The organism is Algoriphagus litoralis, from assembly GCF_003259255.1.
Lineage (GTDB): Bacteria > Bacteroidota > Bacteroidia > Cytophagales > Cyclobacteriaceae > Algoriphagus > Algoriphagus litoralis.
This window is the reverse complement of the sequence record NZ_QGOL01000011.1, coordinates 119,076-139,929: the sequence shown is the minus strand read 5'-3', so window position 1 is coordinate 139,929 and position 20,854 is coordinate 119,076. Positions and strand designations below refer to the sequence as shown.

The 20,854-nt window shown below is 44.4% G+C and carries 19 protein-coding genes; 16 read left to right on the top strand and 3 right to left on the bottom strand.

The features are described 5' to 3' along the window. The first annotated feature begins 210 nt into the window (after positions 1-210). The 16 genes from DK188_RS13725 (at position 211) to DK188_RS13655 (ending at position 15,936) form a co-directional block, all read left to right on the top strand. Positions 211-1,194 carry a c-type cytochrome gene (locus tag DK188_RS13725; protein ID WP_111671390.1) on the top strand — a complete coding sequence of 328 codons (984 nt, stop codon included), beginning with the start codon at positions 211-213 and terminating at the stop codon, positions 1,192-1,194. A gap of 87 nt (positions 1,195-1,281) precedes the next feature. Further along, entirely contained in the window at positions 1,282-1,659 is a 378-nt protein-coding gene (locus DK188_RS13720) for an HYC_CC_PP family protein (protein ID WP_111671389.1), read from the top strand. Between the two features lie 60 nt (positions 1,660-1,719). Further along, positions 1,720-3,936 carry a TonB-dependent receptor plug domain-containing protein gene (locus tag DK188_RS13715; protein WP_111671388.1) on the top strand — a complete coding sequence of 739 codons (2,217 nt, stop codon included), beginning with the start codon at positions 1,720-1,722 and terminating at the stop codon, positions 3,934-3,936. Between the two features lie 7 nt (positions 3,937-3,943). Beyond that, entirely contained in the window at positions 3,944-4,303 is a 360-nt protein-coding gene (locus tag DK188_RS13710; protein WP_111671387.1) for a heavy-metal-associated domain-containing protein, read from the top strand. Positions 4,304-4,457: 154 nt separating this feature from the next. Then, positions 4,458-6,131 carry a bifunctional metallophosphatase/5'-nucleotidase gene (locus DK188_RS13705; protein ID WP_111671386.1) on the top strand — a complete coding sequence of 558 codons (1,674 nt, stop codon included), beginning with the start codon at positions 4,458-4,460 and terminating at the stop codon, positions 6,129-6,131. A 115-nt stretch (positions 6,132-6,246) separates the two neighbouring features. Continuing rightward, complete coding sequence (locus DK188_RS13700; protein WP_111671385.1) at positions 6,247-8,352, top strand: acylase; 2,106 nt, start codon at positions 6,247-6,249, stop codon at positions 8,350-8,352. 82 nt (positions 8,353-8,434) lie between these two features. Further along, on the top strand, positions 8,435-9,103 hold the full coding sequence (locus DK188_RS13695) for an N-acetylmuramoyl-L-alanine amidase (protein WP_111671384.1): 669 nt from the start codon (positions 8,435-8,437) through the stop codon (positions 9,101-9,103). An 8-nt stretch (positions 9,104-9,111) separates the two neighbouring features. Then, the gene (locus DK188_RS13690; RefSeq protein ID WP_232825737.1) at positions 9,112-10,755 is read left to right on the top strand and encodes a glycoside hydrolase family 10 protein; all 1,644 of its coding nucleotides are present in this window, start codon (positions 9,112-9,114) and stop codon (positions 10,753-10,755) included. Then, positions 10,752-11,231 carry a GNAT family N-acetyltransferase gene (locus tag DK188_RS13685; RefSeq protein ID WP_111671383.1) on the top strand — a complete coding sequence of 160 codons (480 nt, stop codon included), beginning with the start codon at positions 10,752-10,754 and terminating at the stop codon, positions 11,229-11,231. Before DK188_RS13690 ends, DK188_RS13685 begins: the two co-directional genes overlap by 4 nt. Then, entirely contained in the window at positions 11,228-12,493 is a 1,266-nt protein-coding gene (locus DK188_RS13680) for an MFS transporter (RefSeq protein ID WP_111671382.1), read from the top strand. Before DK188_RS13685 ends, DK188_RS13680 begins: the two co-directional genes overlap by 4 nt. A 115-nt stretch (positions 12,494-12,608) precedes the next feature. Next, positions 12,609-14,108, top strand: coding sequence for a glycoside hydrolase family 3 protein (locus tag DK188_RS13675; protein WP_111671524.1), 1,500 nt, complete (start codon positions 12,609-12,611; stop codon positions 14,106-14,108). 312 nt (positions 14,109-14,420) lie between these two features. Beyond that, on the top strand, positions 14,421-14,819 hold the full coding sequence (locus tag DK188_RS13670; protein WP_111671381.1) for a hypothetical protein: 399 nt from the start codon (positions 14,421-14,423) through the stop codon (positions 14,817-14,819). 1 nt (position 14,820) lies between these two features. Beyond that, positions 14,821-15,102: an addiction module antidote protein gene (locus DK188_RS13665; RefSeq protein ID WP_111671380.1), complete on the top strand. Its 282-nt coding sequence runs from the start codon at positions 14,821-14,823 to the stop codon at positions 15,100-15,102. A gap of 45 nt (positions 15,103-15,147) precedes the next feature. Beyond that, positions 15,148-15,282 carry a hypothetical protein gene (locus tag DK188_RS21775; protein ID WP_262512137.1) on the top strand — a complete coding sequence of 45 codons (135 nt, stop codon included), beginning with the start codon at positions 15,148-15,150 and terminating at the stop codon, positions 15,280-15,282. Positions 15,283-15,327: 45 nt separating this feature from the next. Next, entirely contained in the window at positions 15,328-15,630 is a 303-nt protein-coding gene (locus tag DK188_RS13660) for a DUF4160 domain-containing protein (protein ID WP_111671379.1), read from the top strand. A 3-nt stretch (positions 15,631-15,633) separates the two neighbouring features. After that, on the top strand, positions 15,634-15,936 hold the full coding sequence (locus tag DK188_RS13655; RefSeq protein ID WP_111671378.1) for a DUF2442 domain-containing protein: 303 nt from the start codon (positions 15,634-15,636) through the stop codon (positions 15,934-15,936). A gap of 103 nt (positions 15,937-16,039) precedes the next feature. Here DK188_RS13655 and DK188_RS13650 read toward each other — a convergent pair whose 3' ends face one another. From DK188_RS13650 to gndA, 3 genes are all read right to left on the bottom strand, one after another. After that, positions 16,040-17,176, bottom strand: coding sequence for an aldose epimerase family protein (locus tag DK188_RS13650; protein WP_111671377.1), 1,137 nt, complete (start codon positions 17,174-17,176; stop codon positions 16,040-16,042). A gap of 121 nt (positions 17,177-17,297) precedes the next feature. Then, positions 17,298-18,668, bottom strand: coding sequence for an amidohydrolase family protein (locus DK188_RS13645; protein ID WP_111671376.1), 1,371 nt, complete (start codon positions 18,666-18,668; stop codon positions 17,298-17,300). Between the two features lie 217 nt (positions 18,669-18,885). Beyond that, positions 18,886-20,784, bottom strand: coding sequence for an NADP-dependent phosphogluconate dehydrogenase (gndA, locus tag DK188_RS13640; protein ID WP_111671375.1), 1,899 nt, complete (start codon positions 20,782-20,784; stop codon positions 18,886-18,888). Positions 20,785-20,854: the final 70 nt, after the last annotated feature.

Below are 20,854 nucleotides of genomic sequence, written 5' to 3'. Positions count from 1 at the left end.
TTTTTACATCAATCCAAGAAATAATTTAACTTTTTTGATAATTGAAAAAATTCTGAAAAACACTCATTCTCAAGCGATTGAAAAATTCTTACATTTTATCTTCCAACCTGAAAGCACTATGAAATCGAGCTGTAAAAGATCCGCACGTCAAGTAATGATTCTCCATCATTCGAGATTCCATCTGGCTTTTTTAAATCAAATTTTACCCAGATGAAAAAAATATTAAAAGTTGTTGCCTATCTGTTAGGCATTGTAGTCATTTTGGCCATTGGCGGACTCGCCTATCTCCAATTTGGATTCCCCAAAGTAGATCCCGCCCCGGAGTTGACCATTGAGTATTCCCCAGACCGAATCGAAAGAGGTGCCTATCTTGCAAATCACGTGACCGTGTGCATGGATTGTCATTCCAAGCGGGATTTTTCCCAATTTTCCGGGCCTCCTACTCCAGGTACTTTGGGTGCGGGTGGAGACCGATTTGATCATAGCATTGGATTACCGGGTGTCTTTTATGCTAAAAACATCACTCCGGTAGGAATCGCAGATTACAGTGACGGAGAGCTGTATCGGCTGATCACCACCGGTGTCACCAATGATAACAGACCTATGTTCCCTTTGATGCCCTACACCTACTATGGCAAAATGGACCCAGAGGATATTTATGATATCATCGCTTACATCAGGTCGATACCCTCGGTTGCATCTGAGATACCTGAGTCCAAAGCTGATTTTCCTGTCAATTTGATCCTTCGGACCATGCCCGTAAATTCGACACCATCCAAAAAACCTGATCCAAGCGATCAAGTGGCCTATGGAGCATATCTTGTAAATGCATCAGCCTGCATGGAATGTCATACCCAAGTCAGTCCTCAAGGGATCATTATTCCAGAATTGGCATTTTCCGGAGGTAGAAGTTTTCCATTCCCAGGAGGAACTCTAGTGACTTCCTCCAATTTGACTCAGGATACTGAGACAGGCATCGGGAGCTGGAATGAGGAAATGTTTGTCCGCCGATTTACCCAGTATGCCGACTCAGGCTATGTGAATCCACAAGTTTCCCCAGGTGAATTTAACTCGATCATGCCTTGGACGATGTACTCGGGTATGAAAGAAGAAGATCTCAAAGCAATCTATGCCTATCTGAAAACGATCAAGCCTATAAAAAATGAGGTTGTGAAATTCACTTCCTCTCGGTAGAAGTAGAAATTGGGAACTTACCCTGATTCAAACCGTTAACAGGGTAGGTTTTCTTTTTAAAGTTAAAATGAAGACTTTTGTACCGAAGTGAAAAAAATTCTGTCCACCATATTGTTGTTCATCTTTTTCGCAGGTCAGGTAAATCTGGCTTGGGCAGAACATTTTTGTGGCGACAAATTGGTCAGCAGCGAGCTCACAGTAACTCCCAAAGCACACGACTGCTGCGGTTCTGAATCCTCCGCACCGATGGATTGCTGCGAAGACGAAATCACGCAGGCTGATTCGGATGACTTTTTCAAAAAGTCAGAAATCAAATCGCAGATCTCAGCTGAGTTTGTCTTGGCTTATGTGATTTCTTACATAGGAATTGATGCATTTGAGGCTGATTTTGTTACTCCTATCTCCTACTTCCCTGATATTCCGATTCCGGATTTACAGGTTTTACATCAGACTTTTTTGATTTAATTATGACTTTCCCCTTTTCTGGAGGGATGTGAAATTTTTGTTCACTTAAAAGTCATTTTAATGAAAACCATCTACTTTCTTATAACAGGAATACTAATTTCTTTATCAGCCTTTTCCCAAGGAACAATTACGGGAGAAGTCAAAAACAACGCAAAGGAGCCTTTAATCGGAGCTACCATCCAGGTGATAGGAAAATCAACTGGCGCAATTACCCAAATCGACGGATCGTTTGAGCTTTCGCAAATCGAAGCCAATGACCGCTTGATTTTCAGCTATATTGGCTATGTTTCCGATACCCTACCCCCAAACTTTAGTGAGAAAATGCTGGTCACGCTATTCGAAACTGACGAAGCATTGGAGACTGTCACAATCCGTGGCCGAACCGAATCAGTAGTGGATGAGGCTCCATTTCTCAATATTCTCATTACCGAGGCTGAGCTTCAAAAAGCTGCCTGCTGCAATCTCTCCGAGAGTTTTGAGACCAATGCCTCCGTAGATGTCTCCTACGCTGATGCAGTCACAGGCACCAAAATGATCCAAATGATGGGACTCGATGGACGCTATGTCCTGATCAGCCGGGAAGGAATCCCAACCATCAGAGGCTTAAATTCAAGGCTAGGTTTGACATTTGTGCCAGGCACTTGGATCCAATCCATCGATGTGGGCAAGGGAGCAGGCTCGGTTATCAATGGCTACGAGTCTATGACTGGGCAAATAAACGTGGAGCTGTTCAAACCGGAATCCATGGACAAATGGTACCTGAACGCCTACATGAATTCTTTTGGCAGACTCGAACTCAATGCGAATAGACAAATCCCGGTTTCCGAAAAATGGAGCTCTGGCATCATGTTTCACACAAGTCAGCAGTTTCTCGAGATGGACACCAATGGAGATGGCTTCATGGATATGCCCAAGACACGCCAAATTAACTTTCTCAACAGATGGAAATACGAAGGAGATCAATTGATGGCGCAGATTGGGGTGAATGTTTTTAGCTCCGAATCAGCCGGTGGACAGTTGGGTTTCGGCTTTAATGATGACTTAAACTCAAGCCCGATGTATGGCTATGAAATGGATACCCGAAAGGCCGAGCTCTTTGGGAAGATTGGGATGATCTATCCGTCCAAACCCACTCAAAGTTGGGGCTTTCAGTATTCGATGTCTTATCAGGACTTCAGCGGTGGTGCAGGCAGAAGAATCTATGAAGGAAGTGAAAAGACATTGTATGGAAATTTTATCTATCAGAATGTCTTGGGAAGCAGCTTCCACCAATACAAGACTGGGGTAAGTTTTCTATATGATGATTTTGACGAAAGCTTCAATTCCAATCAGACCGGCAGCTTGGACTCCACTTTTCGTAGAAGAGAGGTGGTACCTGGAGCTTTTCTGGAATACAATTACATTCCGAATGAAAACTTCACCTTGGTCGCTGGTGGCAGGACTGATCTCCACAACTTATTTGGCACCTACTTTACACCCAGAATCCACGCCAGATGGGCATTTTCTCCTAGTTTAACACTCAGAGGTTCGGTTGGCAAAGGATACAGGACTCCTAATGCACTCATGGAAAACAGCATGATTTGGGTGAGCGCCAGAGACATCCTCTATCAAGCAGAACTCCAACCGGAAATCTCCTGGAACTCAGGACTGAGTCTGGCTGGCAGCTGGTTGATCGGAGAGAAGCCACTCAGTGTGGTAGCGGATTACTTCTATACGCAGTTCGAAAGTCAACTAGTCTATGACCAGGACATTAGCTCGGACCTTTTGGTGATCGATAATCTGGAAGGGGAATCATTTGCCAAAAGCTTTCAACTGGAAGCGAGTTACCAGATCTCGGAACGCCTTGAGGCCAAAGCCGCCTACAAAAACTACCAAAATCTGATGACCACCAATGGCATTCTGCAACAGGTTCCCTATCAAAGCCAGGATCGGTTTTTCTTCAACATGGCCTACGCTACGCGATTTGATAAATGGAAAGCAGACCTAACGGTAAACTGGAACGGCGCCCAGCGACTTCCAGATACCAGTGACAGCCCGTCAGAGTTTAGGTTAGCCACAGCCTCACCAGACTTCTTCCTTGTCAACACTCAGATTTCGCGTGGATTCAGATGGGGAAGCATTTACCTTGGTGGAGAAAACATCCTAAATTTCCGTCAGGAAAATCCCATTGTGGATCCTTCCAATCCCTTTGGAGAAAACTTTGATGCGTCCATGACTTGGGGACCGATCGCAGGCAGGATGATTTACACAGGGATTCGATTTAAAATCAAAAATTAAACAACTCATGAAAAAGCTCATTTTAACACTCTTTGTACTTACAGTTGCTTTTACTGTAAATGCCCAGTCCAATGTAAAATCAGTAGGAATTAAAACTTCGGCAGTCTGCGAAATGTGCAAAGATCGCCTGGAAAAAGACCTTACTTTTGAAAAAGGAGTAAAATCAGTCAATCTTGACCTAGAAACCAAGGTGCTGAACATTGCCTACATCGACGGAAAGACCAATCCTGAAACCCTCAGAAAGCGGGTAACCAAGGTCGGCTACAATGCGGATAACCTACCGCGAGATCCGGAAGCATACGAAAAATTAGATCCTTGCTGTAAGGACGGCGGAATGGAACCCAAAAAGAAGGGTGGCAACCAGTAAACTACTACGATAAGAGGGTTCCTGAATTGGAACCCTTTTTCTTTTGTGACTGTGATCACCAACAGTTGAGATTGTCTTTGATTATTTTCCCAGCAGCTTGGGAAAGTATTTCCTTTTGCTAAGGAATTGAACTTTATAGCATAAAGCCAAAATAATGCAGTCTTCTAGAAGAAAATTCATTGCGCAATTAGGAGCAATAGGAGCAAGTACCAGCCTGGCTGGACTGGCTGGTGCCAAACCAAGTCAGGAACCTCAGAAAAACAATACCCTCACCTCTTTTACGCTTTCGATTCTCCAGACTACTGATGTCCATTGTCAGATTCATGCCCATGACGAGTTATTTTGGGAAAATGGAAAGTTAGTCTTCCGGAAAACCGGAGGATATGCTCATCTGAAAACTTTTCTGGATCAGGTGCGAAAAAAAATGGAATACAGCTTCCTGATCGATACTGGCGACATGTTTCAGGGCTCTGAGCTTTCGGTAAAAACTACTGGAGAAGCCATACTACCCATTCTGAATGCGCTGGACTATGATCTTTACCTTCCCGGTAATTGGGAAGTGATCTACTATAAAAAGACCATGCAGCACCTTCTCGGTTCGCTGACCGCACCCAAAGTCTGTGCGAATATGTACCATGATCTGGGTGAGGGTAAAAAAGGTGAATTAATTTTTCCTCCCTATCATATTTGGACGGTAAATGGAGTGAAAATCGGCTTTCTGGGCTATACCGATCACCTGGTCCCAATCCGACAGTCTCCGAACTACAGCAAAGGAATCGTTTACACCAGACCTGAAGAAAATCTTGCTCACTATGTAGACGTCCTGAGAAATCAGGAAAAATGTGCTTTTGTAGCCATCATTGCTCACCTTGGCTTATCTCAGCAGATTCACTTGGCCAATCTTCCGGCTTGCGAAGGTGTGGATTACATTCTTGGAGGAGACACGCATGAGCGCGTGAGAAAACCAATCCAAGCCAATTATGCCAAAGTCGTAGAACCCGGCGCTTTCGGTTCATTCGTAGGTAAATTGGAACTGAAAATCGAAGATGGAAAGGTCGTGTCCGATTCCTACGAATTGATGGAAGTAGATTCAAAGAAGTACCCTGAGTCACCGGAAATGAAGAAGATTATTTCCCAATATGAGGGTCCCTATCTTGATGATATTCAAAAAGTGGTCGGGCACTCCACTCTACCACTGTATCGATATTTTGTCATCGAAAACACGATCGACACCCTGATTCTGGATGCCATCAGCTGGCAGACACCAGAGGTGGATATTGTCCTTTCCAATGGTTTCCGCTTCTGTCCTCCCCGTTCAACCCCGGATGAGACTGGAAATATCCCAATCACCAACGGATTTATTTTCGACATGCTTCCTGTGGACAGTACCATAAGAACTGGCAAAGTCACTGGAAAACAAATTCATGAATGGTTGGAAAAAGAATTGAACAATGTCTTTGCGGCCGATGCTTCCAAGCGATTTGGCGGTTGGGTCATCAAATTCAAAGGCATGGAAGTGAAGTTTAATGCTTTTGGTGAAGAGGGAAAGCGCGTCCAATCAGCTTTGGTTCATGGAAAACCACTGAATGACGAAAAGATCTATACCATTTGCGCCTGTGAGCGGGATGGTGATCCCGATGACATGCTGTGCAGATTCAAGGGAGTGATGGAAACTGAAAACACCCCTTTCACCCTACACCAAGCCATGAAAAATTATCTAGCGGAAAACTCTCCCGTCTCCCCGACTCCTCCTCGATCTGCGGTAGCATTGGATGCGCCTGATACCTTACTGTCTCAGGTAAGTGGAGTGGATTATGAGTTCAGATAATTAAATGCTGTAATCCGAAGAAGGATAGAGAAAAGTGTTTAAACACCCCTCAAAAGCCGACCAAATGGTCGGCTTTTTTGTTAATCTTGAGTTACAAATAAAATCTCCCTATTCCATGCACCATCCACTTAGGCCCGGAAGCTTTTTACAGGCTTATTTATTCTTTTTTCTCATCCTTAGCACGGGCTGCAATTTCGTCCACAAGCCCTCCAAGTGGGACACAACCCAAGTGGAGATCGCGCGAGATGAATTTGGTGTGCCGCATATCTTCGGAAAAACAGATGCAGATGTAGCCTATGGCCTGGCCTGGGCACATGCTGAAGACGATTTTGAAACAATCCAGATGACTGTTTTAGCTGGGAAAGGCTTGGCTGGTCGCGTTTTCGGTGAGCAGGGAGCGGCCATTGACTTTTTTGTGAATCTGCTTGAAACACGAGAAATCGCGAAAGAAAAATATGAGGAGAGTTTTTCACCCGAATTCAAAAAAGTGCTCGAAGGGTATGCAGCAGGAATAAACGATTATGCTTTTACCCACACAGAAGAAGTCCTGTATCAAGGGGCTTTTCCGATTACCCCAAAAGAAATAATCTCCGCTTACATCCTTTCGCTAGCGCAAATGTCAGGAGCAGATCGGGCTGTTCAAGCCATTGTCAGTGGCAAAGTGGATCGCATTCCTGAGGATTCATTACCAAAAGGCTCGAATGCCATTGCAATTCATCCTTCTCGAACGGATTCCGGAGAGGCATTTCTTGCGATCAATTCACATCAACCACTTGAAGGACCGGTCGCTTGGTATGAAGCCCATCTGAATTCGGAAGAAGGCTGGAATGCTTTGGGTGGGCTTTTTCCAGGAGGATCGATGATTTTTCATGGGGTAAATGAACACCTAGGCTGGGCACATACGGTGAATTCCCCTGACTTTTTGGATGTTTTCCAATTGGAAATAGATCCGGAAAACCCAGGTAACTATCGAGTGGATGGGCAATGGTTAGAACTGGATGAAAAGACCATTTGGCTGAAGGTAAAGCTCTGGGATTTGATTACGATTCCAGTTCCCAAAAAAGTCTGGAAAAGTATCTATGGCCCCACTCTGGTCACCGAACAAGGAACATTCTCGATTCGGTTTGGAGCCTTAGATCAAGTCGGAGCTCCAGAACAATGGTGGCGGATGAACAAAGCCAGGAATTTCACGGAGTGGAAATCAGCCATGAACTCCATGCAGCTGTCCAATTTCAACACCGTCTATGCAGACAAATACGACACAATATTCTACGTCAGTAATGGACTTTTACCGAAAAGAGCGCCGGGCTTTGATTATTCCGGAACGGTACCTGGAAACACCAAAAAGACACTTTGGACAGCGTTTCACCCCTTTTCTGAACTTCCGCAGCAGGCAAATCCCCCATCAGGCTACCTCTACAACACCAACCATTCCCCGTTCAAAGCTTCTGCTTATCCAGATAATTTGAATTCAGAAAATTACCCTGCGGAAATGGGATTCGATCTCCGGGACAACAATCGCTCGATGCGATTTCGGGAGCTGATGCTGGACTCAGGAAAGATCAGCTGGGAAGATTTTGAGCGGATCAAGTATGACCAAACGCTACCAACAACCCTTGCTTTCCGAACAGATATGAGCAAGCTGTTCAGCTTGGATTCGGCTAAATACCCAGACATTGAAAAGCAGATTTTCGCATTGAAAAACTGGAATAAAGAAGCTTCAGTCGACAGTGAAGGCGCAGCACTTTTTGCATTTATCTACTACTATTGGTGGGATGAGTTTGCCAAAGCAGGAAAAAGTTTTGACACTCAATTGACAGAGGAAGAGGCTGTGCAGGGAATGCGTGCCGCCAAAAGTCATTTTGAGACGCACTTTGGTAAAGAGCTCGTCAGATTAGGTGAATACCAAAAGCTTGTGCGTGGAGATAAGGTTTTGCCGATTTGGGGGATTGACGATGTCCTGACCACGATTCGCTCTACACCTTGGGAAAATGGCATGCGAAAAGCTGCTCAGGGCGAATCCTATATTCTGATGGTGAAGTTTGGAGATGGACTTCCAGTCATCAAATCGATCAATGTCTATGGTGCAAGCAACCGGCCCGACAGTCCGCATTATGCCGACCAAATGGACCGGTTTTTAAGTCGGAATCTAAAGCCGATGACCTTGGATAAGAAAGAAGTTTTGAGAACTGCGAAGCGGATTTACCATCCAGGGGAGTAAATTCCGGATTCCAAACGCCCCTTTCCTCCCAAATTCTAGCTAGTTTAGCTTGCTGATTACATACCCCCCAAACTCTGAAGAAATGCGAACCCGCCAAGCCAGAATCCTCTCTTTTTTTGCGTTGCTTTTAGCCTTTTCCTGCAGCCCCAAAGCCACTTTTCGAATTATCGACAAACCGATCACTTGGAACGAAGAGCGGGAGCAACTCTCCCTTCAATATCTAAAAGAACGACATGGCTTAGACAAAACCTCCGCATCCATTGAACCGCAGATGGTTGTTGTCCATTGGACCGCGATCGATAATATTGAGGTCACTTTTGATGTCTTCAATCCAACGACCTTGGGAGGGAGAGCGGACCTGACTGGAGCTAGCAATCTTAATGTCTCCAGTCAGTTCTTAATTGACCGGGATGGGACTATTTTCAGATTTTTACCCGATACGACATTTGCTCGGCACGTGATTGGCTTAAACTACCTCGCGATCGGAATCGAAAACATCGGCAGCGACAACATGCCGTTGACCAAAGCACAACTTAAATCCAATGAATTGCTGATCCGCTACCTCAAACGAAAATACCCCATCGACTACGTCATCGGACATCATGAGTATCAGAACTTCCAGTCGACAGACCTCTGGAAAGAAGCTGACCCCAACTACCGCACCGTCAAATCCGACCCCGGCGACAAATTCATGAATCAGCTGCGCAAAAAACTTTCAGATCTTAACCTCAAACCAGTTCCCAAGCTCTAATTCCTTCCATGCAATCCCTTCTAAAGTATCTTTCCCTATTTTTAATTTCGATTGTTCTTTTTGCATCCTGCAAAACCAAAAAACCTGTACCACAAGCTCAAAAGCCTAATCCTTCCGTTTCTACTACCCCACCTAAGACGAGCGAAACTTTACCTGTCAAGACATTTCCACAGCCTTCGGTTGCCTTGAGTCCACTCGCTTTCCGGATGCCTGACATTCCTAGAGAATTCCGTGGGGTATGGATTGCTACAGTTGCCAATATCGACTGGCCAGTATCACCGGATTCCCCTTGGGAAGTCCAAAAGCTTGAGTTTGTCAAACTTTTAGACTATTATAAAAACCTGAATTTCAACGCAGTGATCGTACAGATTCGCACTTCAGGCGATGCATTTTACCCGAGTAATCTCGCTCCTTGGTCCAAATATTTAACTGGCAAACAAGGTCAAGCCCCAAAAACCCAAGAAAATCCCCTAACCTGGATGATCAAAGAAGCGCATGATCGTGGCTTGGAATTTCATGCTTGGCTCAATCCCTACCGGGCCACAATGGATCTGAAAACAGAAGAACTCAGCTCCGAGCACGACTACAACAAACATCGAAACTGGATGCTGAAGTATGGGACCAAATGGTACTATGACCCGGGATTGCCAGAGGTGAAAAATCATCTGCTGGCAATAATCCGAGAAGTTGTGGTCAATTATGATGTGGATGCCATCCATTTTGACGACTATTTTTATCCCTATCGAGAGCCCAAACTAGAGTTTCCAGACAAGACTTCGTTTGACAAATACAAAAAGCCTGGACAAACACGGGATGATTGGAGAAGACAAAATGTGAACGAGTTGATTTTTGCACTGAATCAGGAAATCAAAAGCCAAAAACCTTGGGTTCAGTTTGGGATTTCGCCTTTTGGTGTCTGGAGAAATCAGGATAAAGACCCTAAAGGTTCTCCTACCCGAGCTGGCCAAACCAATTACGATGACCTCTTTGCTGATGTCCTACTCTGGATGAAAAACGGCTGGATCGATTACCTCATTCCGCAACTCTACTGGAGCATGGAGCATCCGCTGGCTTCCTACCGAAAACTGTCAGATTGGTGGTCCAACAACAGCTACAAAACGAATGTCTACATTGGAAACGGCCCTTACAAAATCCGGGAAGACTCCGATCAAGCTTGGAAAGTTCCTTCCGAACTGAACACGCAAGTCAACTACACCCGGACTTTTCCCCAAATCAATGGAAACGCCTTTTTCTCAGCCAAATCGCTCTATGTCAAAAATCAGGACATTGCTGATTTGCTGAAGAAGGAAGTTTACGACAAGCCAACTTTACCTCCTGCCTTTTCCCCAAAATCCGCTTCGGTAATTGAGATTCCGGTCGTTTTTGATGTAAAAACCAACTCGGAGAAAACCCAAATCAACTTGGAAAAACCGCTGGATCCCGCGATTCGCTATGCCATGGTCCAAGGAGGAAATGACCTCAACACACTCCATGATGCAATTATCCACACGGCTTGGGTAGGTGGATCGAGAGTGCGATATTTAGAAGTGCCGAGCTTGAATACCGAATATCTCGCCATCCGCTGGATCGATCATTTTGGTAGAATCGTCCAGACTCAGGTCTTCCAAACCCCAAAATCCACCCGCCCATGAAAGACATGCTCGTCCGCTTGCTAGAACTTCCCGAAGTCGCTGAATTAGAAAAGAAGCTGCTGGAAAAGGAAAAAATCGTCTTTCGAAGGGCAATTGCACCCGAAAAACATCTGGTCAGCGAATGGGTCATGGAGCAGTTTGGCGCCTATTGGCAATCTGAAGTGGAAGTTGCTTTTTCCCGGCAACCCGTTTCCTGTTGGATTGCACAGCGGGGAAACCGGATTCTAGGATTTGCCTGCTATGAAAGCACGGCACGGAATTTCTTCGGACCAACAGGTACGTTGGAGTCAGAGCGAGGGAAGGGAATCGGCAAAGTTCTTTTGGTGAAATCTCTGGAATCCCTTCGGGAAATGGGGTACGCCTACGCGATCATTGGGGGAGTGGGACCTGCTGAGTTTTATGAAAAAGCAGTCGGAGCCAAAACGATTGAAGGCTCCGAAATCAGCATTTACCAAAATTTACTCCGAAAAGCATGACCCAAAACACTTCAAAAAACCCATGGTTTTGGGTTCCTTCACTTTACCTTACGGAGTCACTTCCTTACGTCATCATCATTACCGTCTCGGTAATCATGTACAAAAGCCTTGGAGTTTCCAACGCTGACATCGGACTTTACACCTCCTTTCTTTACCTTCCCTGGGTGATCAAACCAATCTGGAGCCCGATTTTGGAGCTTTTTGGGAACAAGAAGAAATGGTTTCTCAGCATGCAGCTGATCTTGGCTTTGGCATTCCTAGGAGTGGGATTGACTACAGGTACGAGCCACTTTTTCACGATTACACTGGCATTTTTCTGGATGGGGGCCTTTGCTTCAGCTACCAATGATATCGCTTCGGACGGCATGTATCTGATCGCATTGAAGCCTGATCAACAAAGCTTCTTCGTGGGAATGCGAAGCACGTTCTACCGAGTCGGGATGATCACTGGCCAAGGATTGATTGTGATCATCGCTGGAAATTTGGAAACTCACTTTGGCGATCCTGCCAAAGCTTGGTCCTGGACGATGATCATTGTTGCTGCCTTGATGCTGACGCTGACGCTGATCAATTATTTCAGCACGCCAAATGTCATTGAAGAGCGGGTGGCACGAGCGGATCAACCGAGTTTCGGAAAGGTCTTTTCGACCTTTTTCACCAAGAAAAACATCGGTATATCACTCGGTTTTGTATTGCTTTATCGACTTGGTGAATCGCAATTGGTGAAGATGGCCTCGCCCTTCTTTTTGGACGAAAGAGCAGAAGGAGGACTTGGACTCAGTGTGACTGATGTTGGTTTTCTTTATGGAACGCTTGGCGTGATTGCACTTTTGGCAGGAGGGATTTTGGGAGGAATATTGATTTCCAGAGATGGCCTGGGCAAATGGATGATGCCGATGGTTTTTGCGATCAATGTCCCCAATATCGGTTATGTCTTTCTTTCCTGGCTTCAGCCTGAGAATATCTTTTTTGCGGGTGGCGTGGTCTTGATCGAGCAGTTGGGCTATGGATTTGGATTTGCAGCGTATATGGTTTTTCTGATTTATTTGGCTGAAGGCCTTTTCAAAACTGCCCATTATGCCTTAGCAACGGGCTTTATGGCGATGGGAATGATGCTGCCGGGAATGCTGAGTGGCTACATGCAGCAGTGGCTGGGCTATCCCGGCTTCTTTGTATGGGTGGTGATCGCGACGATTCCGGGATTTGTGATGGCCTATGTGGTAAAGTATCCGAGGGAATTTGGCAAAAAGCTGGAAAGCTAAAATCATAATTCTAAAACTTCAGTATTCATCATTCGATGTTCGATATTCGATCCTTTTTTTAATAATGAATGTCGAACGCTGAATATTGAATGTCGAAGAGAAAATCGAAAACATGATGAACAAACTTCAAAAAATCGCCCAATGCTTCTCTCCTGCGGCTTTTATTCACGATACAGAAGAAAATTATCGAGCTATCGAAAGCTTGATTCGCGAGCAAGAAATTGGAGGTTTGACCTTTTTTCATAGCCGTCATTCCGCTGCTGCCAACTTCGAAAAACGAGCAGAAGTTTTGGATGTCACCGGCACTTTTGAGAAGATGATTAGCCTGATCAATCGCTACCAAGCCATTTCCAAAATTCCTTTATTGATCAGTATTGACGGAGAATACGGCTTGGCAATGCGGGTAGAAAAGACGCCTCAATATCCTTTTGCCATTACATTGGGAGCCTTAAAAAAAGATGCTTCTACTTGGGTGGAAGAAGTCGGATATCTCATGGGAATGGATATGAAGCGATCCGGTATTCACCTGAACCTCGCTCCCTGCGCCGATGTGAACACCAATCCAAATAATCCCGTGATCGGGTACCGCTCCTTTGGAGATCAAGCGGAGAAAGTTGCCGAATTAGCATTTGCCGGCTACACAGGAATGAAAAAAGCTGGAATCGGAGCCTGTTTGAAACATTTCCCAGGACATGGAGACACGGCCACGGATTCGCATTTGGGTTTGCCGATTTTGCATAAAACCAAAGCTGAACTCGCAGCGGAGGAATTGCTTCCCTTTCAATATGGCATCGACCGAGGGGTGGAGATGATCATGGTTGGACACTTGGCTGTGCCTGCTTTGACCGGAGGAAAAGACATCCCGGCAAGCATCAGCCGAGAGTTGATTACTGACTTGCTGAAAGGCGAAATGGGTTTCAATGGCTTAGTGATCTCTGATGCGCTAAATATGAAAGCAGTTGCCAATCTTCATCCCGAGCCTGGGGAACTCGAATGGCAGGCTTTCTATGCAGGAAATGACATCCTGTGCTTTTCTGATCATGTAAAGGATGGAATTGAAAAAATTGCTAAACATGCCACTGATTCTGAAGTGGAGGCGGTTTTTGAAAAAGTCATGGCCTTGAAAAAACGCTTGGGCGTGATGGAAAGCAAGCACCTTGAAGTTCCATCCTTCGACTGGGAAAGCTATTCCCAACTCCAAAAAGACCTGGCAGAAAATTATGTTTCTGTGCTTTCAGGTGAGATAAATCCCGCCGAACTTGAGACTTTGGCAAAAGACGAAAAACTGGGTTACCGGGAATTTTTCACCCAAAACCCAAGTCTTTTTTCCCAGCAGCTGAATCTTTCAATTTCATCTTTCGATCAGGCAGAAAAAGTGATTTTGGCTGTTTTTGTCCCAAGTCATAAGCCACTGAATCAATTCGGGATGGATCAAACCGTACTGGATGAAATCAATGAATTGGCTAAAAGCAAACCTTGTATTTTGATCCACTTTGGGAATCCTTTGGCGTTAAAGCACCTAGGAAATCTGGAAGATTTTGAAGCGGTGGTGTGTGCCTATCAGGGGTTTGAGGAGGTGCAGGGGGTGGTGGCCAAAACTCTCCAGGAGCTTTAAGTCTCTTGGAGGATTGGAGAGTTTATTTTTTACTTATTATTATTGAAGAGTAAATTGAATTAAATTTCTCAGAATGCCCACACCAAAAGCTCAATTTGAATCTGGTACTTTTTTCCATGTTTGATCTTATGCAAATGGGCTTGAAAACTTGTTTCGAGAGGAAGAGAATTACAAGTTTTTTCTTTCGGAATATGCCATTTACATTCATCCAGTTGCAAAAACTTTTGTCTATTGCTTGAAACCAAATCATTTAAAATGAATAATTAAAAATTACATTATATCTTAGGTAAAACCCCCACAAAGAAAAAATTTATGAAGCGGATTTTTTCTAAAGCGAGACAGTCAAATGCTCCGAAAAGAGCTACAACTCTTATTGGAATCATTTCTATTTCATCTATACTATCTGGATTTCTACTTTTTTATACAAATGAAACCCTAAATCTAAATGTTTACAGATCTTATTGTGGAGAGCATGGGCTTTATGGCAAATCATTAGTGTTATTGAAAGACAGCACATTCCGTTTTAGCTACAATGGGTGTAGTCAGTCGAAAGGATACATTTCAGGGACTTGGAATATCAATGGGAATTTTCTTGAGTTGAGTCCAGAAATTGATGATGATTTATTGGATTCGAAATATGTTTTAAAAGACAATGCTCTTTTATCTCTTAAAAAAACGAAAGATGAGGGCTTTTTAGATTGCTCTAACTAAAATGAAATCTACAAAATTTGACATTGCCGAGTACCTCGATGATGAGGAGATGGTTCAGGAATACTTAAATACGGTACTCGAAAAAGGAAATGCCCAAGAAATCATCGTTGCGCTTGGCCATGTGGCAAAAGCGATAGGAATGTCACGCATTGCTGAACAAACGGGTCTCAGCCGTCCAAGCCTTTACAAAGCACTCTCCCCAGATTCCAAACCTCAGTTTGAAACCATTCTAAAAGTGATTCGGGCAATCGGGGAAAACTTCCAATTAAAAGCAAGCTTGTAATTTTTTCATACCTAATTCTGGATTTTTTTGAATTGACTTCCAAAAATGACAAAACCCTCCAATGGCTTTAAGTCCCTTGGAGGGTATGCGCCAGTCGAAGATTCTGAAGCGGTGAACTGTGCCTATCAGGGATTTGAGGAGGTGCAGGGGTTGGTGGCAAATGGACTTTATGAGAAATGAATATATATTTAAGACTCTGAAAAAGAACTAAATAAATACCGAACCATGCCTAAAATTTATGAATACCTCGGAATTATCTTGTTCTTTTATTCCAATGAGCATGAACCAATCCATGTTCATGCCCGAAAAGGAGAATTTGAAAGTAAGGCCGAGATAATCATCCAAGGTGGGTTGATTAAAGAAATTATACTTACAAATGTGAAAGGAAAGAAACCCCTAAAAGGGAGCGATCTTAACAGCCTTAAGGAATTTCTGGAAATTTATTCTGAAAAAGTAGTGTCCAAATGGGTTGACTATTTCGTTTACAACAAGGAAATTAGCTTTGAAAAAATTACCCGGAAACTTTAGGCCATGAAAATCACCGAGCGATATTATACAGAAAAGGATCAAGATCATTTAGCAATTGCTGAAGCAAATTTCATCGGAGATTTTGCCATCCGCTTGACTTTCAATGATGGCCACAAAATTCTTGTTGATTTCAAACCATTTTTAGAAGAATCCAATCATTCTGCGATCCAGAAATATTTAAACGAGGAGTTATTCCAAAGCTTTAAAGTCAAAGATGGCAATCTCGACTGGAACGACTTTGACTTATGCTTTCCTATTGAAGATCTATATAAAAACAGCATTTCGAAAAAAATGATAGAAACTTAAAGCCCTGCAATTTTTTCACACCTAATTCGGAATTTTCCCGAATTGACTACTAACAAAAAACAAAGAAACCCTCCAAGCTCTTCAAACTTGGAGGGTTTCTTTATTACTTCTCTACCGAGAATCTATACTCGATGTTGTGCTCGTACTTTTCTCCAGGTTTTAAGATCGGACTTGGGAAGTTTTCGTGATTGATGGCGTCGGGCCAGTTTTGAGATTCGAGGCAAAAGCCCCAGTGGGTATCGTAGGTTTTCCCATTGGCTCCTGCGAAATTGGAAATGAAGTTGCCGGTATAAAACTGCACCCCCATATTGTCTGAGTACATGTCCATCACGCGGCCACTCTCGGGATGACGAACTCTCACAAAGTGCTTCATTTCATCGGACTCTTCCATTTTCATCACCATGTTGTGATCAAATCCGCCTGCATTGGCTGCAATCTGATCACCGAGAATCTTTGGCGTACGGAAATCAAAAGGAGTTCCGGTAACATCTTTGACCTCGCCAGTAGGGATCAGTTCATCATCCACCGGCGTGTAGGCATCCGCCCAGAACTGAAACTCATGATCTTGCACATCCCGCTTCACTCCGCCAAGATTGAAGTAGGTATGGTTGGTCAGGTTTAGAATTGTCGTTTTGTCTGTGGTCGCTTCAAATCGGATTCGAAGCACATTGTCGGTCGTCAGTTCCATCCATAGCGTTGATGCCAGATTTCCAGGATAGCCCTCTTCCCCATCTACACTGAGGTATGTCATTTTCACCCCAACTACCGAGTCATTGGAGTAGGTTTCCGGAGTCCATACTTTCTTATTGAAGCCTTCTACGCCCCCATGGAGGTGATTGTCACCGTTAGTTTTGGCAAGCTGATAGGTTTGTCCCTCGAGAGTAAACTGACCATCTGCGATCCTGTTGGCCACACGGCCTGCTGTTGCTCCGAAAAATGGGTTAGGCTTGGTAATAAACTCAGGCACGCTATCCAGGGTAAGGGTAATGTTTTCGAGATCCCCATTTTTGTCAGGAGCATTGATTTTGAAAACCAGTCCTCCATAATTCGATAGTTCCACTTGCATGGAGCCATTGTCTAGGACATAATGAAAAACTGCTTGACCTTGGTGTTCAGCCACTTGTTCTGCTTTGATCATAAGATTTATTTCTTCTTTAATAGGTTCTTGGGTTGGTTTTTGAGCGCAGGCGATCGCTGTCAAAAGTAGCGCTGCGGCCGTTAGGATTGAGGTGTATTTCATAGGGTAGCTAATTGCAAAATTGAAAGATTTTAAAATTGGAAAATTAGAGAAAGTCCAATTTTGGTTTAACGGGATTTAAGTTCAAGACTTCCTCGTAAATCGTACTTCGTAACTCGTAAATTTATTGTCTGATGTATTTCTGCCGAATCAGATTTAACTCCAGCATGAGTTCATCCCGTTGGATAAATTTACCACCGATCATGATTGCCTGGGGCTTCTGCATGGTGGTGAGATCTTCCAGAGGGTTCTTTTGAACCATCACAAACTCCGCTGCGGCACCGGGCTTCAATACTCCCCAATCTCCAGCCTGTTCGAAATAGTCTGCACAATTTATGGAACCGGTTTTCAAAATCTCATAATTAGACATACCTGCCTTTGACATGGATTCGATTTCTCGGTGGATGGAAAAACCGGGCACATTGAAGACCTGAGGGGAATCCGAGCTCATGATCATGGGAACTCCCGCTTTGTGAAGTTCGAGGAAAAGCCACTGACGAAATTCCAAATACGGTTTCACCTTGGCCTCAGCCAGTACGCCACTACTTTCCAATTGTGTTTTGGTATTGAACCATTGCGTAACAAGCTGTCCGGGGAGGTAAAACATTTCAGGCTGTTGACGCAACTCGTAGGCAGGCTGAAAGCCAAAATATCGCTCGAAAAGCGTCATGGTCGGCGCAACATAAGCCTTTGCTTCCAAGGTCAAATCAATCAAACCCGATAGTAAATCCCTGTCAACATCACCTACTGCGAGCATATTGAAAGGTCCTGATTTTGTAGGGTCAAGTTTGGATTTATCAGTAACCATTGCTTCCAGATACCCATCGATATGCTCCACGGATCGGTAGCCATTAGTCAATGAAGTCACCAAACCCACATCCATAGAAACATGTCCACCATAGTAGATTCCCACTTTTTTCGCTTCATCGGCTATCGCCAAAAACTTGGGCGTATCCAACCCGGGATGAAGCTTCAAGTGATCGTATCCTGCAGCTTTTTGGTCGCGTACCATTTGCCTGCCTGCATCTGGATCTACCACTGAATTCCCATTGAGCGAAGGTCCCGAGATAAACATCCGTGGACCGGGTATTTCCCCATTCTCCACGCGTTTTTTCAAAGTCAAATGCGACTCATGTCCTAACATACTTCGGATTCGCAACACTCCATTGGCCAAGTATAGCCACAGGACTTCCTGCTGAAATTCCGGTCCATATTGATCTGGATTTGGCAAATGTGCATGAAACTCTGCCAAACCCGGAAAAATATACATTCCCCGACCATCCAGCGTACGAATTCCGGCCACGCTAATTTCTTCCTCAGGGGCGATCTCCAGGATGATTCCATCCTTCACATAGATGGAGTGATCTTCCAGTACTTGGTCATCCTCCATGGTAATAATATTGACATGATTGATGAGAAGTTCTTGGGAAAAAAGAAGTCTAGGGGCAAAAAAGCTCAGAAAAAAGAGCCAAAACAGAATTTTAGCAGGCTTCATATCGGCAAAGGTTAGGGTTGGTGACATAATTTCGCCCTTTCCCTTTTGCAAACCTATCCGATGGTGGAATATTTTAATTTCACCGCAGAGCGCGGGAGGATTTTTGTGAAAGGAGAGCGGTGGGTAGAGAATCTGTGATGATCTGTGTCATCTGTGAGAAATAAAAAAGGGCTAGAATTTCTCCAGCCCTGCATATTTCCAGTTTCCTACCTCGTACTTACTTAGTCCATTCTGTATGGTAAAACTTCCCGCTTGGATCGTCTTTTCGCTGATAGGTATGAGCCCCAAAGTAATCCCGCTGCGCTTGAATGACCGAAGCGCTGGACTCCGCCGTCATTCTTCCCAATAAATAATTCAATCCTGCACTCATCACAGGAAGAGCAAATCCATTCACCAATCCAAGTCCAATCATTTCCGCCAGATCTTTTCTTCCTGACACGACCTGCTCCTTCACTCCCGGAATCTCAAAAAATGAAATCTGATCGGAATAATTAGCCGAGATATTCTCCATTATACCAGAGCGGATGATGCATCCATTGGTCCATATTCTGGCAATTTCATTAAAATTCAAGCTCCACTCTTTGGTGTCAGATACAGTTTTCATCAGTCTGAAACCCACTTCATGGTTGATAATCCGAGCCAGCGCATAGGCCGATTTGATCTTTGGAAGCCACTCCTCAAGGGAGCCATTTACTTTCACAAACTCATGCTTAAAAGTCTTGGAAAATGCGACTCGCATTGCTTTTTCACCGGAAACACCACGGGCATTTACCGCTTCGGCGAGTGGACTATAAGGTACTCCATAATCCAAAGCCGTAATCAATGACCAAGCTCCAGTTCCTTTTTGCCCAGCCTGATCCAGAATTTTATCCAAGAGCACCTCTCCGTTTTCTTTGAAAAGAAGCAAATCGGCCGTGATTTCCAAAAGGTAAGATTTCAATTCGCCTTTTGCCCAATCTGAAAAAATAGCAGAAACCTCCTCAGGTGAACAGCCAAAACCAAATCGGAGCAGGTGAACCAGTTCGGCTAGCACTTGCATTTCACCGTATTCGATGGAATTGTGAACCATCTTAATAAAATGTCCCGATCCTCCCGGACCGACATAGGTTACGCAGGGTTTACCGTTTTTATCTTTTGCAGAGATTCTCCCCAAGAAATCCTCCACCATCGCATAGCCTTCTGCATTTCCTCCAGGCATAATCGACGGGCCTTTTCTGGCTCCTTCCTCTCCTCCTGAAACACCCATAGGCAAGAAATGCATGTTGAGCTCCTTCAGTCTGGTGACTCTTCGGTCTGAATCCATGTAAAAGGAGTTCCCCCCATCGATCACCAAATCATCCTTTTCCAAATGTGGAATCAAGGTGTCCAATTGTGCATCGATAGCCGCTCCTGCTGGAATCATCATCAGAATCCGACGCGGTTTCTCTAGCGAATCGACAAACTTTTCCAAATCCTCAAACGCCAGCATATTGGAAAACTCAGGATTCTCGACAAGAACTTTCTGCGCGATTCCTTCTTCTTTTCCTGCCACAAATCGATTGTACAAAGATACCGGAACGCCCTTTTCTGCGAGGTTCAGTGCTAGGCTTTTGCCCATCACACCCATTCCGATCACGCCCATTTTCATGTTCATAGGTTGAGTTTTTAAGTAATGAAGAGACTCCGCAAGCAATTCTTCTGGAGTCCCGGATATATCAAGTTCAAAGCCTGTTTGTGGTTTTTCCCAAGTAGCAAATTGGGAATCCAGCATTCCTGCCTTCATGTAGTGGTTTTTGCGAGCAAGCATGCGCTCCCAAATCAAATCCCGATCACCGATCAAGTGGATCCAACGGAGATTTTCAGAAACCTTGAGCTTTTCCCGATAGGTATTCTTCAGCGCTGAACAAGCCAACACTGCTCCCCCTTTTACTTCAGACTCTTTCAACTGATTCGCCAAGGCCTTGAGCCAAGGAACCCGGTCTTCATCGGTCAAGGGATGCCCCGCACTCATTTTAGCAATGTTTTCAGCGGGGTGAAAATGATCTGCATCGAAAAAAGGAAGTTGGAGCCTTTCGGCCAAAAGAGAACCGAGTGTGGTTTTACCCGTACCCGAGACACCGGTGACAATTACAAGCATGGGGCGAAGTTAAGTTTTTATGGTCTATAGTCCATAGGCCATAGACCATAGTTGGAAGAAATCTGAGTCA